This is a genomic window from Chryseobacterium salipaludis, assembly GCF_022968825.1.
Classification (GTDB): domain Bacteria; phylum Bacteroidota; class Bacteroidia; order Flavobacteriales; family Weeksellaceae; genus Kaistella; species Kaistella salipaludis.
Genome location: NZ_JALHKS010000002.1, coordinates 91,756 through 106,546 on the forward strand (window position 1 = coordinate 91,756; position 14,791 = coordinate 106,546).

General features: G+C 46.7%; 13 protein-coding genes. 2 read left to right on the plus strand and 11 right to left on the minus strand.

Going from position 1 to position 14,791, the window contains the following annotated elements; genetic code table 11:
* Positions 1 to 29: 29 nt before the first annotated feature.
* Both pruA and MVI27_RS03105 read left to right on the plus strand, forming a co-directional pair.
* The gene (gene pruA / locus MVI27_RS03100) at positions 30 to 1,655 is read left to right on the plus strand and encodes an L-glutamate gamma-semialdehyde dehydrogenase (protein WP_246959236.1); all 1,626 of its coding nucleotides are present in this window, start codon (positions 30 to 32) and stop codon (positions 1,653 to 1,655) included.
* Positions 1,656 to 1,826: 171 nt separating this feature from the next.
* Positions 1,827 to 2,054 carry a YtxH domain-containing protein gene (locus MVI27_RS03105; protein WP_246959237.1) on the plus strand — a complete coding sequence of 76 codons (228 nt, stop codon included), beginning with the start codon at positions 1,827 to 1,829 and terminating at the stop codon, positions 2,052 to 2,054.
* Positions 2,055 to 2,201: 147 nt separating this feature from the next.
* Here the strand turns inward: MVI27_RS03105 and ypfJ are convergent, their stop codons facing one another.
* From ypfJ to MVI27_RS03160, 11 genes are all read right to left on the minus strand, one after another.
* Entirely contained in the window at positions 2,202 to 3,056 is an 855-nt protein-coding gene (gene ypfJ, locus MVI27_RS03110; protein WP_246959238.1) for a KPN_02809 family neutral zinc metallopeptidase, read from the minus strand.
* 58 nt (positions 3,057 to 3,114) lie between these two features.
* On the minus strand, positions 3,115 to 3,630 hold the full coding sequence (gene ribH, locus MVI27_RS03115; RefSeq protein WP_246959239.1) for a 6,7-dimethyl-8-ribityllumazine synthase: 516 nt from the start codon (positions 3,628 to 3,630) through the stop codon (positions 3,115 to 3,117).
* Positions 3,631 to 3,654: 24 nt separating this feature from the next.
* Positions 3,655 to 4,356 carry a tetratricopeptide repeat protein gene (locus MVI27_RS03120; protein ID WP_246959240.1) on the minus strand — a complete coding sequence of 234 codons (702 nt, stop codon included), beginning with the start codon at positions 4,354 to 4,356 and terminating at the stop codon, positions 3,655 to 3,657.
* Between the two features lie 113 nt (positions 4,357 to 4,469).
* Positions 4,470 to 5,003 (minus strand): adenine phosphoribosyltransferase, encoded by a 534-nt coding sequence (locus MVI27_RS03125; RefSeq protein ID WP_246959241.1) that lies wholly within the window; start codon positions 5,001 to 5,003, stop codon positions 4,470 to 4,472.
* Positions 5,004 to 5,005: 2 nt separating this feature from the next.
* Complete coding sequence (locus MVI27_RS03130) at positions 5,006 to 6,211, minus strand: hypothetical protein (RefSeq protein ID WP_246959242.1); 1,206 nt, start codon at positions 6,209 to 6,211, stop codon at positions 5,006 to 5,008.
* A gap of 74 nt (positions 6,212 to 6,285) precedes the next feature.
* Positions 6,286 to 7,617, minus strand: coding sequence for a quinol:cytochrome C oxidoreductase (locus MVI27_RS03135; RefSeq protein WP_246959243.1), 1,332 nt, complete (start codon positions 7,615 to 7,617; stop codon positions 6,286 to 6,288).
* 7 nt (positions 7,618 to 7,624) lie between these two features.
* The gene (locus tag MVI27_RS03140; protein WP_246959244.1) at positions 7,625 to 8,353 is read right to left on the minus strand and encodes a c-type cytochrome; all 729 of its coding nucleotides are present in this window, start codon (positions 8,351 to 8,353) and stop codon (positions 7,625 to 7,627) included.
* Complete coding sequence (locus tag MVI27_RS03145; protein ID WP_246959245.1) at positions 8,346 to 8,867, minus strand: DUF3341 domain-containing protein; 522 nt, start codon at positions 8,865 to 8,867, stop codon at positions 8,346 to 8,348. The genes MVI27_RS03140 and MVI27_RS03145 overlap by 8 nt, the downstream gene beginning before the upstream one ends.
* Complete coding sequence (gene nrfD / locus MVI27_RS03150; RefSeq protein ID WP_246959246.1) at positions 8,854 to 10,251, minus strand: NrfD/PsrC family molybdoenzyme membrane anchor subunit; 1,398 nt, start codon at positions 10,249 to 10,251, stop codon at positions 8,854 to 8,856. The genes MVI27_RS03145 and nrfD overlap by 14 nt, the downstream gene beginning before the upstream one ends.
* 18 nt (positions 10,252 to 10,269) lie before the next feature.
* Positions 10,270 to 13,365: a TAT-variant-translocated molybdopterin oxidoreductase gene (locus MVI27_RS03155; RefSeq protein ID WP_246959247.1), complete on the minus strand. Its 3,096-nt coding sequence runs from the start codon at positions 13,363 to 13,365 to the stop codon at positions 10,270 to 10,272.
* A 21-nt stretch (positions 13,366 to 13,386) separates the two neighbouring features.
* Positions 13,387 to 14,760, minus strand: a complete 1,374-nt coding sequence (locus MVI27_RS03160) for a c-type cytochrome (protein ID WP_246959248.1) — start codon at positions 14,758 to 14,760, stop codon at positions 13,387 to 13,389.
* Positions 14,761 to 14,791: the final 31 nt, after the last annotated feature.

The window sequence follows — 14,791 nt, forward strand, 5'->3', positions numbered from 1 at the left end:
ATTACTAAAAAATCAATAAAAACCATTATATGTCAAAAGCCATTTCACAGGTTCCTTTCGCGGTAAATGAACCTGTAAGAAGCTATGAACCAGGATCTGATGAAGTAAAATCGCTGATTGCGACTTACAAGCAGATGTGGAAAGAAAAAGTAGAAATCCCGATGATCATCGGTGGCAAGGAGGTTACAACAGGTGACGCCGTTACCATGACTTCTCCGCAGGACCACCAGCATGAACTGGGTATTTATTATAAAGGTGATATGTCTCATGTGGATCAGGCGATTGAAACAGCATTGGCAGCAAAGGAAAAATGGAACGCCATCGGCTGGGAGCAGCGCGCGTCCATCTTCCTGAAAGCAGCAGATCTGATCGCAGGACCGTACAGAGACCGCCTGAATGCAGCCACCATGATCGCGCAAAGTAAAAACGTGCATCAGGCAGAAATTGATGCAGCCTGCGAGTTTATCGATTTCCTGCGTTTCAACGTAGAGTTTATGACTGAAATGTACAGCGAGCAGCCGGTCTCCGATCCGGGTATCTGGAACCGTTCAGAATACCGTCCGCTGGAAGGATTCTGTTTTGCGGTGACACCGTTTAACTTTACGGCAATTTCCGGAAACCTGCCAACTTGTATGGCGATGCTGGGCAACGTAGTGGTTTGGAAACCATCTGACAAGCAAATCTACTCGGCTAAAGTTATTATGGACATCCTGAAAGAAGCCGGCCTGCCGGACGGGGTGATTAATATGGTATTTACGGACGGGAAGGAAACGGCAGACAAAGTATTGCAGCATCCTGATTTTGCCGGTCTGCACTTTACCGGTTCCACGAAGGTATTCCAGGACATGTGGAAAAGAATCGGTGAGAATATTCATAAATACAAAACCTATCCGCGCATTGTGGGCGAAACAGGCGGTAAAGACTTCGTGGTAGCGCATCCTTCTGCTAATGCGGAAGCAGTAGCTACAGCACTGGTTCGCGGTGCTTTCGAATATCAGGGCCAAAAATGTTCCGCTGCGTCCAGAGCGTATGTTCCCAAATCGCTTTGGAATCAGGTTCGCGAGGTAATGGAAGCCCAGATGAAAACCATTAAAATGGGCAGCCCGGAAGATCCATCCAACTTTGTGAACGCGGTGATCGATAAGAACTCTTTCGAAAAATGCAAGAACTATACTGACAGAGCCAAAGCGTCGAGCGATGCAGAGGTCATCATCGGTGGTGGGTACGACGATTCCAAAGGCTGGTTTGTGGAGCCAACGGTGATCCTGACCAGCAATCCGAAATATGAATCAGTTTGTGAAGAGATTTTCGGCCCGATCCTGTCGATTTATGTTTATGAAGATGAGCAGTGGGCAGAAACGCTGAAGCTTGTTGATGAAACTTCGCCATACTCACTTACCGGAGCTGTTTTCGCGCAGGACCGCTATGCTATTGATGAGGCCTACAAAGCGTTAGAAAATGCAGCGGGTAACTTTTATATCAATGATAAGCCGACCGGAGCCGTGGTGGGCCAGCAGCCATTTGGCGGTGCCCGTGCCTCCGGTACAAATGATAAAGCAGGATCCAAAATGAACCTTCTGCGCTGGGTATCTGTACGCAGCATCAAAGAAACTTTTGTTTCACCTAAAGATTATAAATATCCTTATTTAGGTTAAGAGATATCCAAATAGTACTATTAAAGATCCGTTTCAATTGCTGAAGCGGATTTTTTTGTTTTTTGATCATTTAACAAAACTTTAGGAAGAAGGTATTTTATTTGGCATAAAATTTACATCACCTACCGCGACGACTTATCGATGAAAATTAAAACATAAAAATTTACTATTATGAGCACAAAAAGAAACGGAGTCTTGGCACTCCTTGGATTAGGCGCACTGGCGTGGTGGAAATATAAAAAATCAAGCCCTGAAGAAAAACAGGCAGTAAAAGACAAAGTCAATACTGCAAAAGATAATTTCAACAAGTGGGGAAATGATCTGAAAGATAAAGCATCTGATGCCGTATCTCAGGTTCAGGATAAAGTAGCTCCTACCCGCGCGGAAGACGCAAGATAAGAACAGGACACCCTATCACATTCATATATTACTTGGAAACCTGCAGCGCCAGTCGTTGCAGGTTTTTTGTTTTAAAATCTATGAACGTTTTAACAAAAACCCGATGAAGTGATCATCGGGCAACTTGTATAATTATAATCTGTGCTTCTATTTTAATAATGCATCAAAGGTATCACCCTGGCGGATATTGCCTGTGGTGTAGCCTTTCATAAACCATTCTTTTCGCTGGGCCGAACTACCGTGGGTAAAACTTTCCTGGTTCACGTAACCCTGGGCGCGCCGCTGGATGTTATCGTCGCCCACAGCTTCGGCGGCCGACAGTGCAGCATCAATATCTCCCGGCTCCAGGATATGCTCACGGTTATCCGTTTGCTTTGCCCAGACACCGGCATAAAAGTCAGCCTGCAATTCGGTTGCAACGGATACGCGGTTCATTTCTGCTTCGGAATATCTTCCGCTGCGACGCAGCTGATCTACCTTCTGAGTGGTACCGAGTAACGTCTGCACATGGTGGCCCATTTCGTGTGCCATCACATAAGCGACGGAAAATTCTGTAACCCTTGCACCGAAACGCTGTTGCAGTTCCTGAAAGAAACTCATATCCATATACACTGTTTGGTCTGCCGGACAATAAAAGGGTCCCATGGCAGCCTGCGCCGTACCACAGCCGGATTGTGTTACCTGTTCAAACAACACTACTTTCGCGGGTTCATACTGCATTCCCATATCGGCAAAAACGCGGTCCCAGGTCTGCTCGTTCTCATAGGCAAGCATTTCAACAAATTCCCGGATTTTAAGTTCTTCAGCAGTCAGCTCGCGTTGTTCAGTCTGCTGTACCTGCGGGCCACCCGAAGAGAGCAACGCGGAGGGATCGCCTCCCAGGAAGAATACAATTGCAGCGATAATCAGCGAGCCAAGGCCACCGCCAAAAAGCAATCCACCGCCGCCACCGGTTCCGCGCCGGTCGTCCACATTACCGCTTCTGTTATTTGTCCATCTCATGGTGTGTCGTATTGTTGGGTTTAATATGAATTGAACACACGCAATATTGTGCCAGAGTTTAAAGCAGCGTCTCGCTGTAATCTTTACCGTTGGCAACGCGACGGTTGAAATCGATCATTTGAAGGGCAGTTGCCGCCGCTTCCACGCCTTTGTTCCCGAGATCGCCACCACTGCGCGCTTCAGATTGTGCTTGGGTATCATCGGTGAGTACACAGAAAATCGCCGGTGTTTCCGTTTGGATATTGCAGTCTTTGATCCCGTGCGCTACCGCAGAGCATACATAATTGAAATGCGGCGTTTCACCACGGATCACGCATCCGATCGCAATCACGGCATCAAAATCGTTGGTCCGGCACAGCTGCATTGTCGCATAGGAAAGTTCAAAAGCGCCGGGAACATTATAAAGAGAAATGTTTTTCCGGTCTACGCCTTCTTTTTGCAGAATATCGAAAGCAGCATCACGCAGGTTAAAAGTGATGGGAGAGTTCCACTGAGAAACAACGATGCCAATTCTGAAAGAACCGGCATCCTGTATTTCCAATGGTTGGTAATCTGAAAGATTTACGGTAGCCATTTGGTTTATTTTTTAAATTATCGCTTAGAAGTACTTTACCATTTCAATATAAGCATCGGACATTCCATTGTCGTAATCCTGATATTTTTCGTCAACAGTAGAGAAGTATTTTTTAGCTTCTGCTTTTTTGTTAATCGCTAGTGCCGTCATGCCGGCTTTGCGGGTAAAGTAATATTGAGTATACGGATCATCAGAAGCCTTGATTGCCTTATCGAGCAGCGGCAAAGCTTCATTGGTCTTGTTCAGGTTCAGCTGGCAGTCTGCCATGGCACCGTATTTAAGTGACATTAAAATATCATTGTTGGAAGAGAAAGCGTCCAGCAGGTCGTATGCTTCCTTGTATTTTTCTTCTTTAAATTTCAGCAGTCCCGCATTGTAAGCAGAAAGTTTCCCGACAGGGGTATCTTCGTAATTTTTGTAGGTGCCCAGGTAACCAGGGTTCGCTGCACTTTTACCACCCAAAGCGAGGTCTTCTTTCCCTTCAGCCAGATTCTTCTGAGCGGAGAGGTAACTCATCAACGCTTCTTCATTTCGTGGTTCCACATAGAATTGCTTATAGGCAAAATAGCCAAGTACCGCCAGCACCAATACCGCAAAAACAGTAATCAGGAGTTTAGCGTTGCGTTCCAGAAAACGTTCCGTATCGAGCGCACCGCGGTCCAGATCTTTAAAAACTTCTACGGTTTCCTTCCCTTCAAGATTTGATTGGGCTTTATTTTTTGCCATAATTTTTTGTCAATTGAAGTGCAAATTTAACTGTTTCCGAACGATTTACAAAATTTACTTTATGTGCGGAAATTACTGCAGATGACGTTGCTTTTCAAGTTGTATAAATGGGATCAGTATTGCAGCAGTTCATAGATTTCGGCATGATGCTTTTGCAGTTTCTCCCGGCCGCCTAATTCGTGCAGGCCAATAAGGAAACTAAACTGCGACACAATTCCGCCTTGTTTTTCTACGAGTGCTGCCGCTGCTTCTGTGGTGCCTCCGGTGGCTAGCAAATCGTCATGAATTAAGACACACTGCCCGGGTTTCAACTGTCCTTCGCGCATTTCTATTTCTGCTGAGCCGTACTCCAGATCGTATTTCTGGCCGACAAAAGGTGGTGGCAGCTTTCCTTTTTTTCTGATTAAAATAAAAGGAACGTCGAGCGCAACGGCAATGGCAATTCCGAACAGATACCCACGGCTCTCAATGCCACAAACGGCATCTACTTTTCCGCGGCTGAACTCACTTAAATCTTTAATGACATCACGGTACAGCTGCGGATCCAGGAAAATCGGCGTGATATCGCGAAACTGAATGCCCTTCTTTGGAAAGTCCGGAATGGTTTCGATGGTTTGTTTTAGCCGCTCGACGAGTGCGTGGTTCATTTTTAATTGATTTTATAGCTGTTAATCTTCCAGTCGCCGTTAACATTCTTCAGTCCGAAGGTGACCATCAGCGAAGTCGTTTTGCCGTCCTTATCCGTTATATCATAGGTTGCACTTACACTGGCTGCAGCGCCACTGTTCGAATTGGTCGTTACATTTTTCACCGCAACATTTTTCACAGCCCCAAAGCCGGTGGTTGGATTGCTGAACTTATCGAAACTTCCCCAAGCCGGATTATCTGCCGTTTCGTAAGCGCCGCGCAGATTCTGAGCCGCCAGATTATTCAGGAAACGGCTGACGGTGGATTTTGGATCAATTTTTCCAACGGGTGGAACTTCAGCCGGGGTGCCCTCCGTGAAATCCGGGTATTCGGTTGCGCCGGGAGTGGAAACCGTCAGCGTATCAGCCGGAACATTTTTAGTGGGCATCAAAAGTGCACTTTCGTTTACGGCGACGCCAATCGCAGACATTTTAAGCGTTTTTTTGGTTGTCTTAACTGAAACGGTAATGTCAATGGCGTTATTAATGATTTTTTCTGCCGGCAAAGAACTGTATCGTAAAGTGAATCCTTTAAAGTTGTTATTCTGCATCAGGTTTTTGGAAGTCAATAATCTGGTGCCACCACTGAATACTTCCAGGACAACTTCCAGGCCGGCACCTTCGAAGGTAATTTCTTTCCCTCGTGCATCTGCCAGGCGCGGCACAATCTGAAGGGACTGTACGCCCAGGACCGGATCTGTTTTGGCCGGATTAATTTTTAATAAAACGGAATTGGCGGCGATATCATTCGGATCCGATTCCTGTGGATCGGTACTGCCAAAGATGTTCATTTCGCCCAGGGAAGGCGGCGCGTTGCTCGCCCACTCGATCCCATTCTTCTGTGCTACGGAATCGGCCATGGCGAAGATCTCCGGTACTTTTTTACCGTCGATGAGTTTGCCCATGGCGATGAGGGAATTGTAATCCCCTTCTGCTTCTACGCCGAATGTTTTAATGATATATAAGGCTTCATTAAACTTCACCTGCTCCAGGGTCGTCAGACTGCTTGCCAGATCATTGATACTGGACTGGAGTGTTTTGACATTCGTGGCATCCACTGATGTTTTCTTGCAAGACGTAACCAGCAGTAAGCTGCACGCGGCGAGGAGTAAAACGAAATTAATTCTTTTAACAAAAGAAAAAGCAGATCTAATATAGAGCAGATTCATAAGCCTTGATTTAAGCAAAAATAAAGAAAAATCCCGACAAGCGCCGGGATTTTATTATGTTGATATTCTTTGCCTTAGAACGGATATTCATATATCTCGGACTCACGCAAGAACGGGTTTCCTGTCGGAATAAGTTTGGTTTTGGCTAAGGTCGTCATTACTGCGAAAACAAAGAGACCCACTCCGAACAGCACGGCGCCCAAGTTAAGCAATAAGCCGGCCATATTCTGCCAGTAAGGACCAACGGTTCCCGGCATTACCATGTTAAAGTAATCCAGCCAGTGACCAAGAAGTACAATAACCGCCATCGTGGTAACGACTGTGTAATTTCTCTTAATGCTGGAGCTTACCATCACCAATAAAGGAATAAGGAAGTTCAGGATCAGCATCGGCAGGAAAGTAACGCCGTAATACTTAAAGCGACCGAAGAAATAGTTAACCTCTTCCGGAATGTTGGCGTACCAGTACAGCATGAACTGTGCAAACCAGGTGTACGTCCAAAGCATGCTGGTGGCAAATAAATACACACCCAAGTCATGCAAATGGTTATCATTGAACTGTGGCAGGAAGCCCGTCTTCTTCAGATAAACGCTGATCAGGATGATCGCAGCTACTGCTGAAGATAAGGTACTCACCATCGCGTACCAGATATACATCGTGGAATACCAGTGCGGGTCAATAGACATCAACCAGTCCCAAGCCCACGCTGCAGAAGCCAGACCGAAGAAAGCAATGTATCCGATGTTCCAGTTGTAGTACGTGGCATAGGTCGCACGGCTCTTGTTTTCATCAACTCGACGGGACATTGATCTCAGTTTCCACATGAAGAAGGTAGCTCCTGCTACATACAGGATGTTTCTGAAAACATACCCCGGGATGTTAAGGAACTTTTTCTTCTCGAAGAGAATAGAGTCGAAATGTGGACTTGCAGGATCAGTTAGTTCAGGATCCATCCAGTGGAACAGGTGTCCCATGTGCGTAACGTTCAGAATCATAATAATGATCAGAAGTCCGCCCGCCCAGGGAATAAAAGAACTGATCGCTTCCATCACACGAAGGATGATGATCGACCAACCTGCGTGCGCTGCTGTCTGAATAGCGTAAAAGAACAAGGCACAGCAACTCAGGGCAAACAGAAATACCGCAACGGTATGAATGGCTGCCAGCGGCTGGTTATGAACCTGCATCTTGGCGTGCTCCAGATGTGCAGCATGATCCTGCGGACCTACCAGCTCGCTAGAGTTAGTCGGTGCATATTCTCCTGCCTGATGCACAGCTTCCATCATGTGTTCTACTTTTGCATCATCAAACCCGGCATTCACAAAATAACCGGCCGCAAAAAGCACCACGCCCACGACGACTAATATGATTGAATATAATCTTAATTTAGGTGAAAAACTATACATTGTAATCTCATTTATTATTTTGCGGTTGTGTACTTGCAGCGGTTTCAGTTGTTTCCGTTACTGCCGTGTTGTCTGCTGCAGCGGGAGCAGCTGCGCTTGCAGCGCCCAGACCACCTTTAAACTCGTTCATGATATAAAGCGCTACTCTCCAGCGGTCGCCCGGCTTTAGCTGTCCTGCGTAAGAACCCATCGCGTTTCGGCCATTGGTAATTACATAATGTACAGATCCGATAGTGATATCACGGTCAGCAAACTTAGGAACGCCGGCATAGGCACCGCTTTCTACGATTGGTCCCTGACCGTCTCCGCCAATACCGTGACAGGCTGAGCATGTCTTATTAAACAGATCCTTGCCGCGCTCAATATCTTTTTGCTGCGCTGCTGCCTGCAATGGAGAAGCCGTGATTGCTTTGCTCGCTTCGTAGCCTTCATTATACTGCACGGCAGTCATCGCTGAATTGGCTGCTTCTTCCGCAATACCTTCGGGGTTCTGCGCTACAGTTCCGTTGACCGGGCCAAGGCCGGTTCCGCCCTGCTGTGAAACAAACGCCGGAATTTCATTATCTCTTTTTGAATACGCATCTTCCGCTTTTTGCAGCGGGTCATAGGCTACAGGAAAATACATATCCGGGAAATATACTAACGGCGGATTTTCATCGCTGCAAGAACTCAGCATGAGTGCTGCGGTTCCCAAGATGGCTGTAAACTTCAATATATTCTTTTTCATCTTAAGCATCTTTAATCGTTATTTCTTCCACACCGGTTTCCACCAGCAGCTGCTTAACAGATTCCACATCATCAGTAATGAATTCCATCAGGAACTTATCATCCGTCGTGCGCGGATCCGGATTTTGTGGCGGGCATCCCGGGTACATTTTGTTACGCACCAGGAAGGTAAGTGACATCATGTGCGCGGAGCAGAATACCATTAATTCAAACATGGGCACTACGAAGGCAGGCATGTTCTCTGCCCAGGTAAAAGATGGCTTACCTCCGATGTTCATTGGCCAGTCATGGTTCATGGTGTACCAGGTAACCAATGATCCAATCAGCACGCCATACACAGCATAGATGAAAGCGGCATCGGAAATTCTTGTTTTCTTCAAGCCAAGTGCTTTATCCAGTCCGTGCACCGGGAACGGTGTATAAACTTCATTAATCTTGATTCCCTTATCGTTGAAGGCTTTTACGCCATCCAGCAGTTCATCGTCATCGGCATAAATACCGTATACTATTTTAGTGGTGCTCATCTTCTTCTTTAGCTTTATAAGTTTCACCAGATATTTTCAGAATACTCTTCAGTTCCGCCTGCGCAATTACCGGGAAGGTACGTGCATACAACAGGAACAGAACTCCAAAGAAACCAATGGTTCCAAGATATACGCCCACGTCAATTACCGATGGCTTAAACATCGTCCAGGAACTTGGAAGGTAATCGCGGGAAATATTGATTACAATAATATCAAAACGCTCGAACCACATCCCGATGTTGATGATCAGTGCAATGATAAACGTTGCAATAATGTTGGTACGTACGCGCTTGAACCAGAACGCGGCAGGAACTACCAGGTTACAGATGATCAGCGCCCAGAAAGCCCACCAGTAAGGTCCGGTAGCGGCACCCGGTGACAGATATACGAAGTCTTCATATCTTGACCCGGAATACCAGGCGATGAAATATTCACAAGCGTACGCTACGGTTACCATTCCACCGGTTACGATGATTACGATGTTCATAATCTCGATGTGGTACATGGTGATATAATCTTCCAGGTGCGCTACTTTACGAGCAATCAGAAGAAGTGTCTGCACCATCGCAAATCCGGAGAAGATCGCCCCGGCAACGAAGTACGGAGGATAGATGGTGGAGTGCCATCCTTTAATCACCGACGTCGCAAAGTCAAAGGATACCGTGGTGTGTACGGAGAATACCAGCGGGGTAGCCAAACCGGCCAATACCAATGATAATTCTTCAAAACGCTGCCAGTGCTTGGCTTTACCACCCCATCCGAAAGAAAGGAATGTATAAATTCTCTTGGTCCACGGAGTTTTTGCACGGTCACGAATCATAGCGAAATCCGGAATCAGTCCCATAAACCAGAACACACTGGATACGGAGAAATACGTGGAAATCGCGAATACGTCCCAAAGCAGTGGCGAGTTAAAGTTCGTCCAAAGGGAACCGAACTGGTTTGGCAACGGGAATACCCAGTACCCTACCCAAACTCTACCCATGTGAATTACCGGGAAGAGAGCTGCCTGCACAACCGCGAAGATGGTCATCGCTTCCGCAGAACGGTTCACGGACATTCTCCAGCGCTGGCGAAACAGCAAAAGTACAGCGGAGATAAGCGTACCGGCGTGACCAATACCTACCCACCATACAAAGTTGGTAATATCCCAACCCCAGTTGTTGGTCCTGTTCAGACCCCAGGCACCGATTCCGGTACCAATAGTATATGCAATACAACCAAAACCATAAACAAACAGCACGAGTGAGGCCCAGAAGGAAACCCACCATAACTTCCCTGCTCTTTGCTCTATAGGTCTGGCGATATCTTCTGTAATATCATGATAAGTCTTGTGACCAATAATTAAAGGTTCCCTTATCGGAGCTTCGTAATGTCCTGACATTTTTTACCTATTTATTATTTATACATTAGTTTCTTTTCTGTTTCTTACCTTGGTGTGGTAGAAAACATTTGGTTTCGTGCCGATTTCTTCAAGCAGTGTATAACGTCTGTTGTCGCTGAAAAGTGCTCTTACTGCTGAACCTTTGTCGTTCATATCTCCGAAAGTCATTGCTCCGGTAGGACATGCATTTACGCAGGCAGTAGAGAATTCTCCGTCTTTCACAACGCGTCCTTCTTTTTTGGCTTCCAGGATTACGTTCTGTGTCATTTGGATACACATGGAGCATTTCTCCATTACACCACGGGTACGGGTTACCACATCCGGGTTCAGCACCATACGACCCAGGTCGTTATTCTGGTTGAAATCAAACTTATCATTCAGATTGTAGGTAAACCAGTTGAAGCGGCGTACTTTGTACGGACAGTTATTTGCACAGTAACGGGTACCGATACATCTGTTGTAAGCCATCTGGTTTTGCCCCTGACGACCGTGTGAGGTTGCCGCTACCGGACAAACAGTTTCACAAGGAGCGTGGTTACAGTGCTGGCACATTACAGGCTGGAAGATCACATCCGGATTATCTGCCGGGTGGTTCAGGATTCCGCTGCTCTTGCTGAACGCGTTTCCGTACATTCCTGCTACGTTCAGTCCGGCGGCTACTGCCTCTTCTTCGGAAAGCTTACCATCTTTGTTGGTATCAATTTCCTCCGGCATGATCGTCGTGTAGTAACGGTCGATTCGTAACCAAGCCATGTCACGGGACATTCTCATTTCTTCCTTACCTACCACCGGTACGTTGTTTTCTGCCTGACATGCAATGACGCACGCGCCACATCCTGTACAGGAGTTCAGGTCAATAGAAAGGTTGAAGTGAGGACCGTCTGTATCATCAAAAGCATCCCAAAGGTCGACTTTACCGGCAGGCAATGCACCACCGATGGTGTGATATTCCAATGGCTTGTTCCATCCGTTCAGTTCATCATCAAACTTCACATTAAGGAAAGTTTCCAAAGGAACTTCGCGGGCAATTTCATAACGGCCCATCAAGGTATTCTGAAGCTGGATTCCTGCAAATTCGTGAATTCCGCTAGTTTTTTCAAGCTGTACGTTCGAGACAGTAAAGTTGGTTCCGTCAAAGAGCGGGTATGCATTAATACCGGTTGCTGCTACTTTACCTGAATCTTTTTTACCATAACCCAAAGCGAGACCTACAGAACCTTCTGCCTGCCCCGGCTGAATGAATACAGGAACATTTTCCAGTTTAGCACCGTTGACTGTAAGGTTTACACGTGAACCGTTCAACTGCATTCTTCCGTTCAGGTCATTTTCAAGACCTAATTTCTCAGCATCCTGTGGGGAAACAGTTAAGTAGTTATCCCAAGTCATTCTGGTGATCGGATCCGGAAGTTCCTGCAACCAAGGGTTGTTTGCCTGCGTACCATCTCCAAGAGCAGTATTGGTGTACAGGACAAGCTCAATATCCGAAGCTTTAAAGTTAGAAAGTTCAGCTACGGCCTGAGCTGCATTTCCGCCGGCATAGGATAGACCTCCTTCTGCGGAAGTAGCCAGAATACCGTTGTACAATGCCTTATTGAATGTTGTGTTTCCAATCAGTGCGGAAGCGTTTGCCTTCAGATACTCGTAATAGTTCTGAACTTCTTCGCCCGGTGCTGCCATCCACGTTAGCAGAGATTCCTCAATCTGACGGGACTTATATATTTTTTGAATAGCAGGCTGCATCAGCGTATATACGCCGGTCTGCGGTGCCAGGTCGCCCCAGCTTTCCAGCCAGTTCGCTACCGGAATAGCGGCTTTGGCGGCCTGATACATTTCATTCTTCTTGTCAGCAACTGCAACTACGCATGGTACTTTAGCCACTGCCTTTTTGAAATCTTCTCCTTTGTTGCTGGAGTAGATTGGGTTTACGTTGTTTGTAATTAATACGCCCACCTGGCCACTGTTCATCCAACCCAGGAATTCCTGATAGCGTGCACCATCGAATTCACGAAGGAAACTTGCTTTGCCGGTGAAGGCATTGGAAGCCAGTTTCTGGTTGATTAAGTTAGCAAGAACGTGCGCTCCTTTTGAACCATCTGCAAATACAACCGCGTTGCTGCCGTTTTGCTGAAGTTCCTTTACGATTCCCGCAGCTTCTTTGCTCACGGAACCGCCATTGAGGCCGTTATATACTTCCACCAATACCTTGTTCACAAGACTTGGCTTTAATTTAATTCGGGTATCAGCGTTAGCACCGGTCATGGTCATGTTCGACTCAATCTGGATGTGACGCATCATGTTCGGACCTGGCTTACGCGCTGCTGCGTATGAGCTTTCCATAGAACCTGAGTTGGTATCTGCCAGGAAGTCTGACTGGAAAGAAACGACCAGTTTTGTGTTGCTCAGGTCATACACCGGAAGCGCACGCGTTCCGAAAACTTCCTGTGCCGCATCCAATGCTGCGGTTTGAGGAACAGTATCATAGGTCACCAGTTCCGCTGTTGGATATTGTTCCTTGAACTCGGCAAACAATTTCTTGAATGTCGGGGAAGGAAATGAATGCGAAAGCAGAACGATTTTCTTACCAAATCCTTGTGCATCGGCCAACCCTTTGCGAACGAACTCATCTACTTTGGCAAACGTTTCATCCTTGCCGTTCAGCTTAGGCTGCTTGATCTTATCGTTATCGTACAGAGACAGTACGGAAGCCTGCGCACGTGCATTGGTTTTACCCAAGGTTCCTGCCGCCGGATTTGGTTCAATTTTAATCGGTCGCCCTTCACGTGTTTTTACCAATACGCTGGCAAAGTCATATCCGTCAAAATAAGTGGACGCGTAGTAATTCGGTACGCCCGGAATAATTTCGTGCGGTTTTACTACGTACGGAATGGTTTTGATCACCGGCGCTTCACACGCTGCCAGGGTTACTGCTGCCGTAGAAAATCCGAGCAGCTTCAGGAAATCTCTTCTCGAGGTTCCGGAGTCTGTCTTTTTAGCGACAGGTGCTGCTTCGTCTACAGGCAGTTCTTCCAGAAACTCTTTCTGTGCCAGCCTCCCGGTAAGGGACGGGTCTTTCAGTTCTTGAATACTTCTGAATTGTATTTTATTTGAAGCCATTGATACTTCTAATTTTTATTATTAATAGTGACATTTACCACACTCCAGACCACCGATGGCGTCTACTGTAATCTTCGCGCCGGAACCGTACTGCTTTTTCAGCTTATCGTGCAGGTTCTTGAAGTACTCTTTATTGTAGCCGTTCTCCATATCAACTTCCGTTGTTCTGTGGCATTCAATACACCAGCCCATGGTGAAGTCGTTGGCCATCTGTACCACATTCATGGTGTCAATCTGACCGTGGCAAGCTTTACAAACCACATCAATCTTCGCATCAGGATTTTTCTTGTTGTGTGAATTCAGGATCGCCTGTTCACCGGCCACTACGTGCTGCGCGTGGTTAAAGTAAACAAAGTCCGGCATATTGTGAATTCTAACCCATTCCACCGGCTGTGTTTTGCCCGTGTACTGTTGTTTTTCCGGATCCCATCCTGCTGCTGCGTAGATTTTCTGGATCTCACCATCATAGAACGCTTTGTCTTTGCCCGGCTCCATGTATTTCCCGTTGTACTCGGAAATATTACGGTGACAGTTCATACAAACATTCAGCGAAGGGATCTCGGAAACCTTTCCGTATTTCGCGGAAGAGTGACACAACTGACAGTCGATTTTATTTTCACCGGCGTGAATTTTATGTGAGAAATAGATAGGCTGCTCCGGCTTGTACCCTTTGTACACGCCAATCCACATTAGGCTGTTCCAAAGGCCGTAGGCTGCAAAGATACCCAGAACCACCAGCAAGCCTTTCCCTACCACGCTGTATTTACGGTAGATATCTGCAAAAGATACGGCGCTTTCCTCGCGGGCACCAGCCAGCTCATCTGCCTGCTGCAGTTTCACGAGGGTACGCAGCTTAATCAGCAGCCACACCAGCAATCCGCCAATGGCCAGCAGGGAAATAAGAATGATTTTGGAGTTCATGGATTCCTGCTTGATCGCTTCCAGTGACGCAGGTGTATGTTCCGTGTCTGCACCCGCTGCAGCGCTTCCGGCACCAGCAGCCGGCTCCGCAACAGGAGGATTGGTGGTATATTCCAGGATGTCATCGATCTCCTGATCAGACAGGTTAGGAAATGCTAACATCTCCACTTGGTTGAATTTCTCGAAGACTTCGTTTGCGTACTTATCTCCGGAGGCACGCAGTTCTTTGTTATTCTTGATCCACTTGTGCAGCCAGTCTGTTTCCAGATTCTGTTCTGTTTTCAGCCGTTCTACTACGCCCCCGAGTGGCGGACCGATAAGTTGCTTGTCCAACGCGTGACAGGCGGCACAGTCTGCTTTAAAAAGCTTTTCACCGTTTTTGGCATCTCCCTGAGCGTAAATAGAAGCACTGGTCGACAGCAATAGCCCTATTGCAATAAGACAGTTCTTGTAATGCTTTCTCCAACTAATCATTTAATAAATCTTGGGTTAGTAAATTGTATTG

Excerpts from the sequence above, each read along its gene's own strand:
- pruA (WP_246959236.1), top strand. The coding sequence starts at position 30 with ATGTCAAAAGCCATTTCACAGGTTCCTTTCGCGGTAAATGAACCTGTA.
- MVI27_RS03155 (WP_246959247.1), bottom strand. The coding sequence starts at position 13,365 with ATGGCTTCAAATAAAATACAATTCAGAAGTATTCAAGAACTGAAAGAC.
- ribH (WP_246959239.1), bottom strand. The coding sequence starts at position 3,630 with ATGGCTACCGTAAATCTTTCAGATTACCAACCATTGGAAATACAGGAT.
- MVI27_RS03120 (WP_246959240.1), bottom strand. The coding sequence starts at position 4,356 with ATGGCAAAAAATAAAGCCCAATCAAATCTTGAAGGGAAGGAAACCGTA.
- MVI27_RS03130 (WP_246959242.1), bottom strand. The coding sequence starts at position 6,211 with ATGAATCTGCTCTATATTAGATCTGCTTTTTCTTTTGTTAAAAGAATT.
- ypfJ (WP_246959238.1), bottom strand. The coding sequence starts at position 3,056 with ATGAGATGGACAAATAACAGAAGCGGTAATGTGGACGACCGGCGCGGA.
- MVI27_RS03140 (WP_246959244.1), bottom strand. The coding sequence starts at position 8,353 with ATGCTTAAGATGAAAAAGAATATATTGAAGTTTACAGCCATCTTGGGA.
- MVI27_RS03145 (WP_246959245.1), bottom strand. The coding sequence starts at position 8,867 with ATGAGCACCACTAAAATAGTATACGGTATTTATGCCGATGACGATGAA.
- MVI27_RS03135 (WP_246959243.1), bottom strand. The coding sequence starts at position 7,617 with ATGTATAGTTTTTCACCTAAATTAAGATTATATTCAATCATATTAGTC.
- MVI27_RS03105 (WP_246959237.1), top strand. The coding sequence starts at position 1,827 with ATGAGCACAAAAAGAAACGGAGTCTTGGCACTCCTTGGATTAGGCGCA.
- nrfD (WP_246959246.1), bottom strand. The coding sequence starts at position 10,251 with ATGTCAGGACATTACGAAGCTCCGATAAGGGAACCTTTAATTATTGGT.
- MVI27_RS03160 (WP_246959248.1), bottom strand. The coding sequence starts at position 14,760 with ATGATTAGTTGGAGAAAGCATTACAAGAACTGTCTTATTGCAATAGGG.
- MVI27_RS03125 (WP_246959241.1), bottom strand. The coding sequence starts at position 5,003 with ATGAACCACGCACTCGTCGAGCGGCTAAAACAAACCATCGAAACCATT.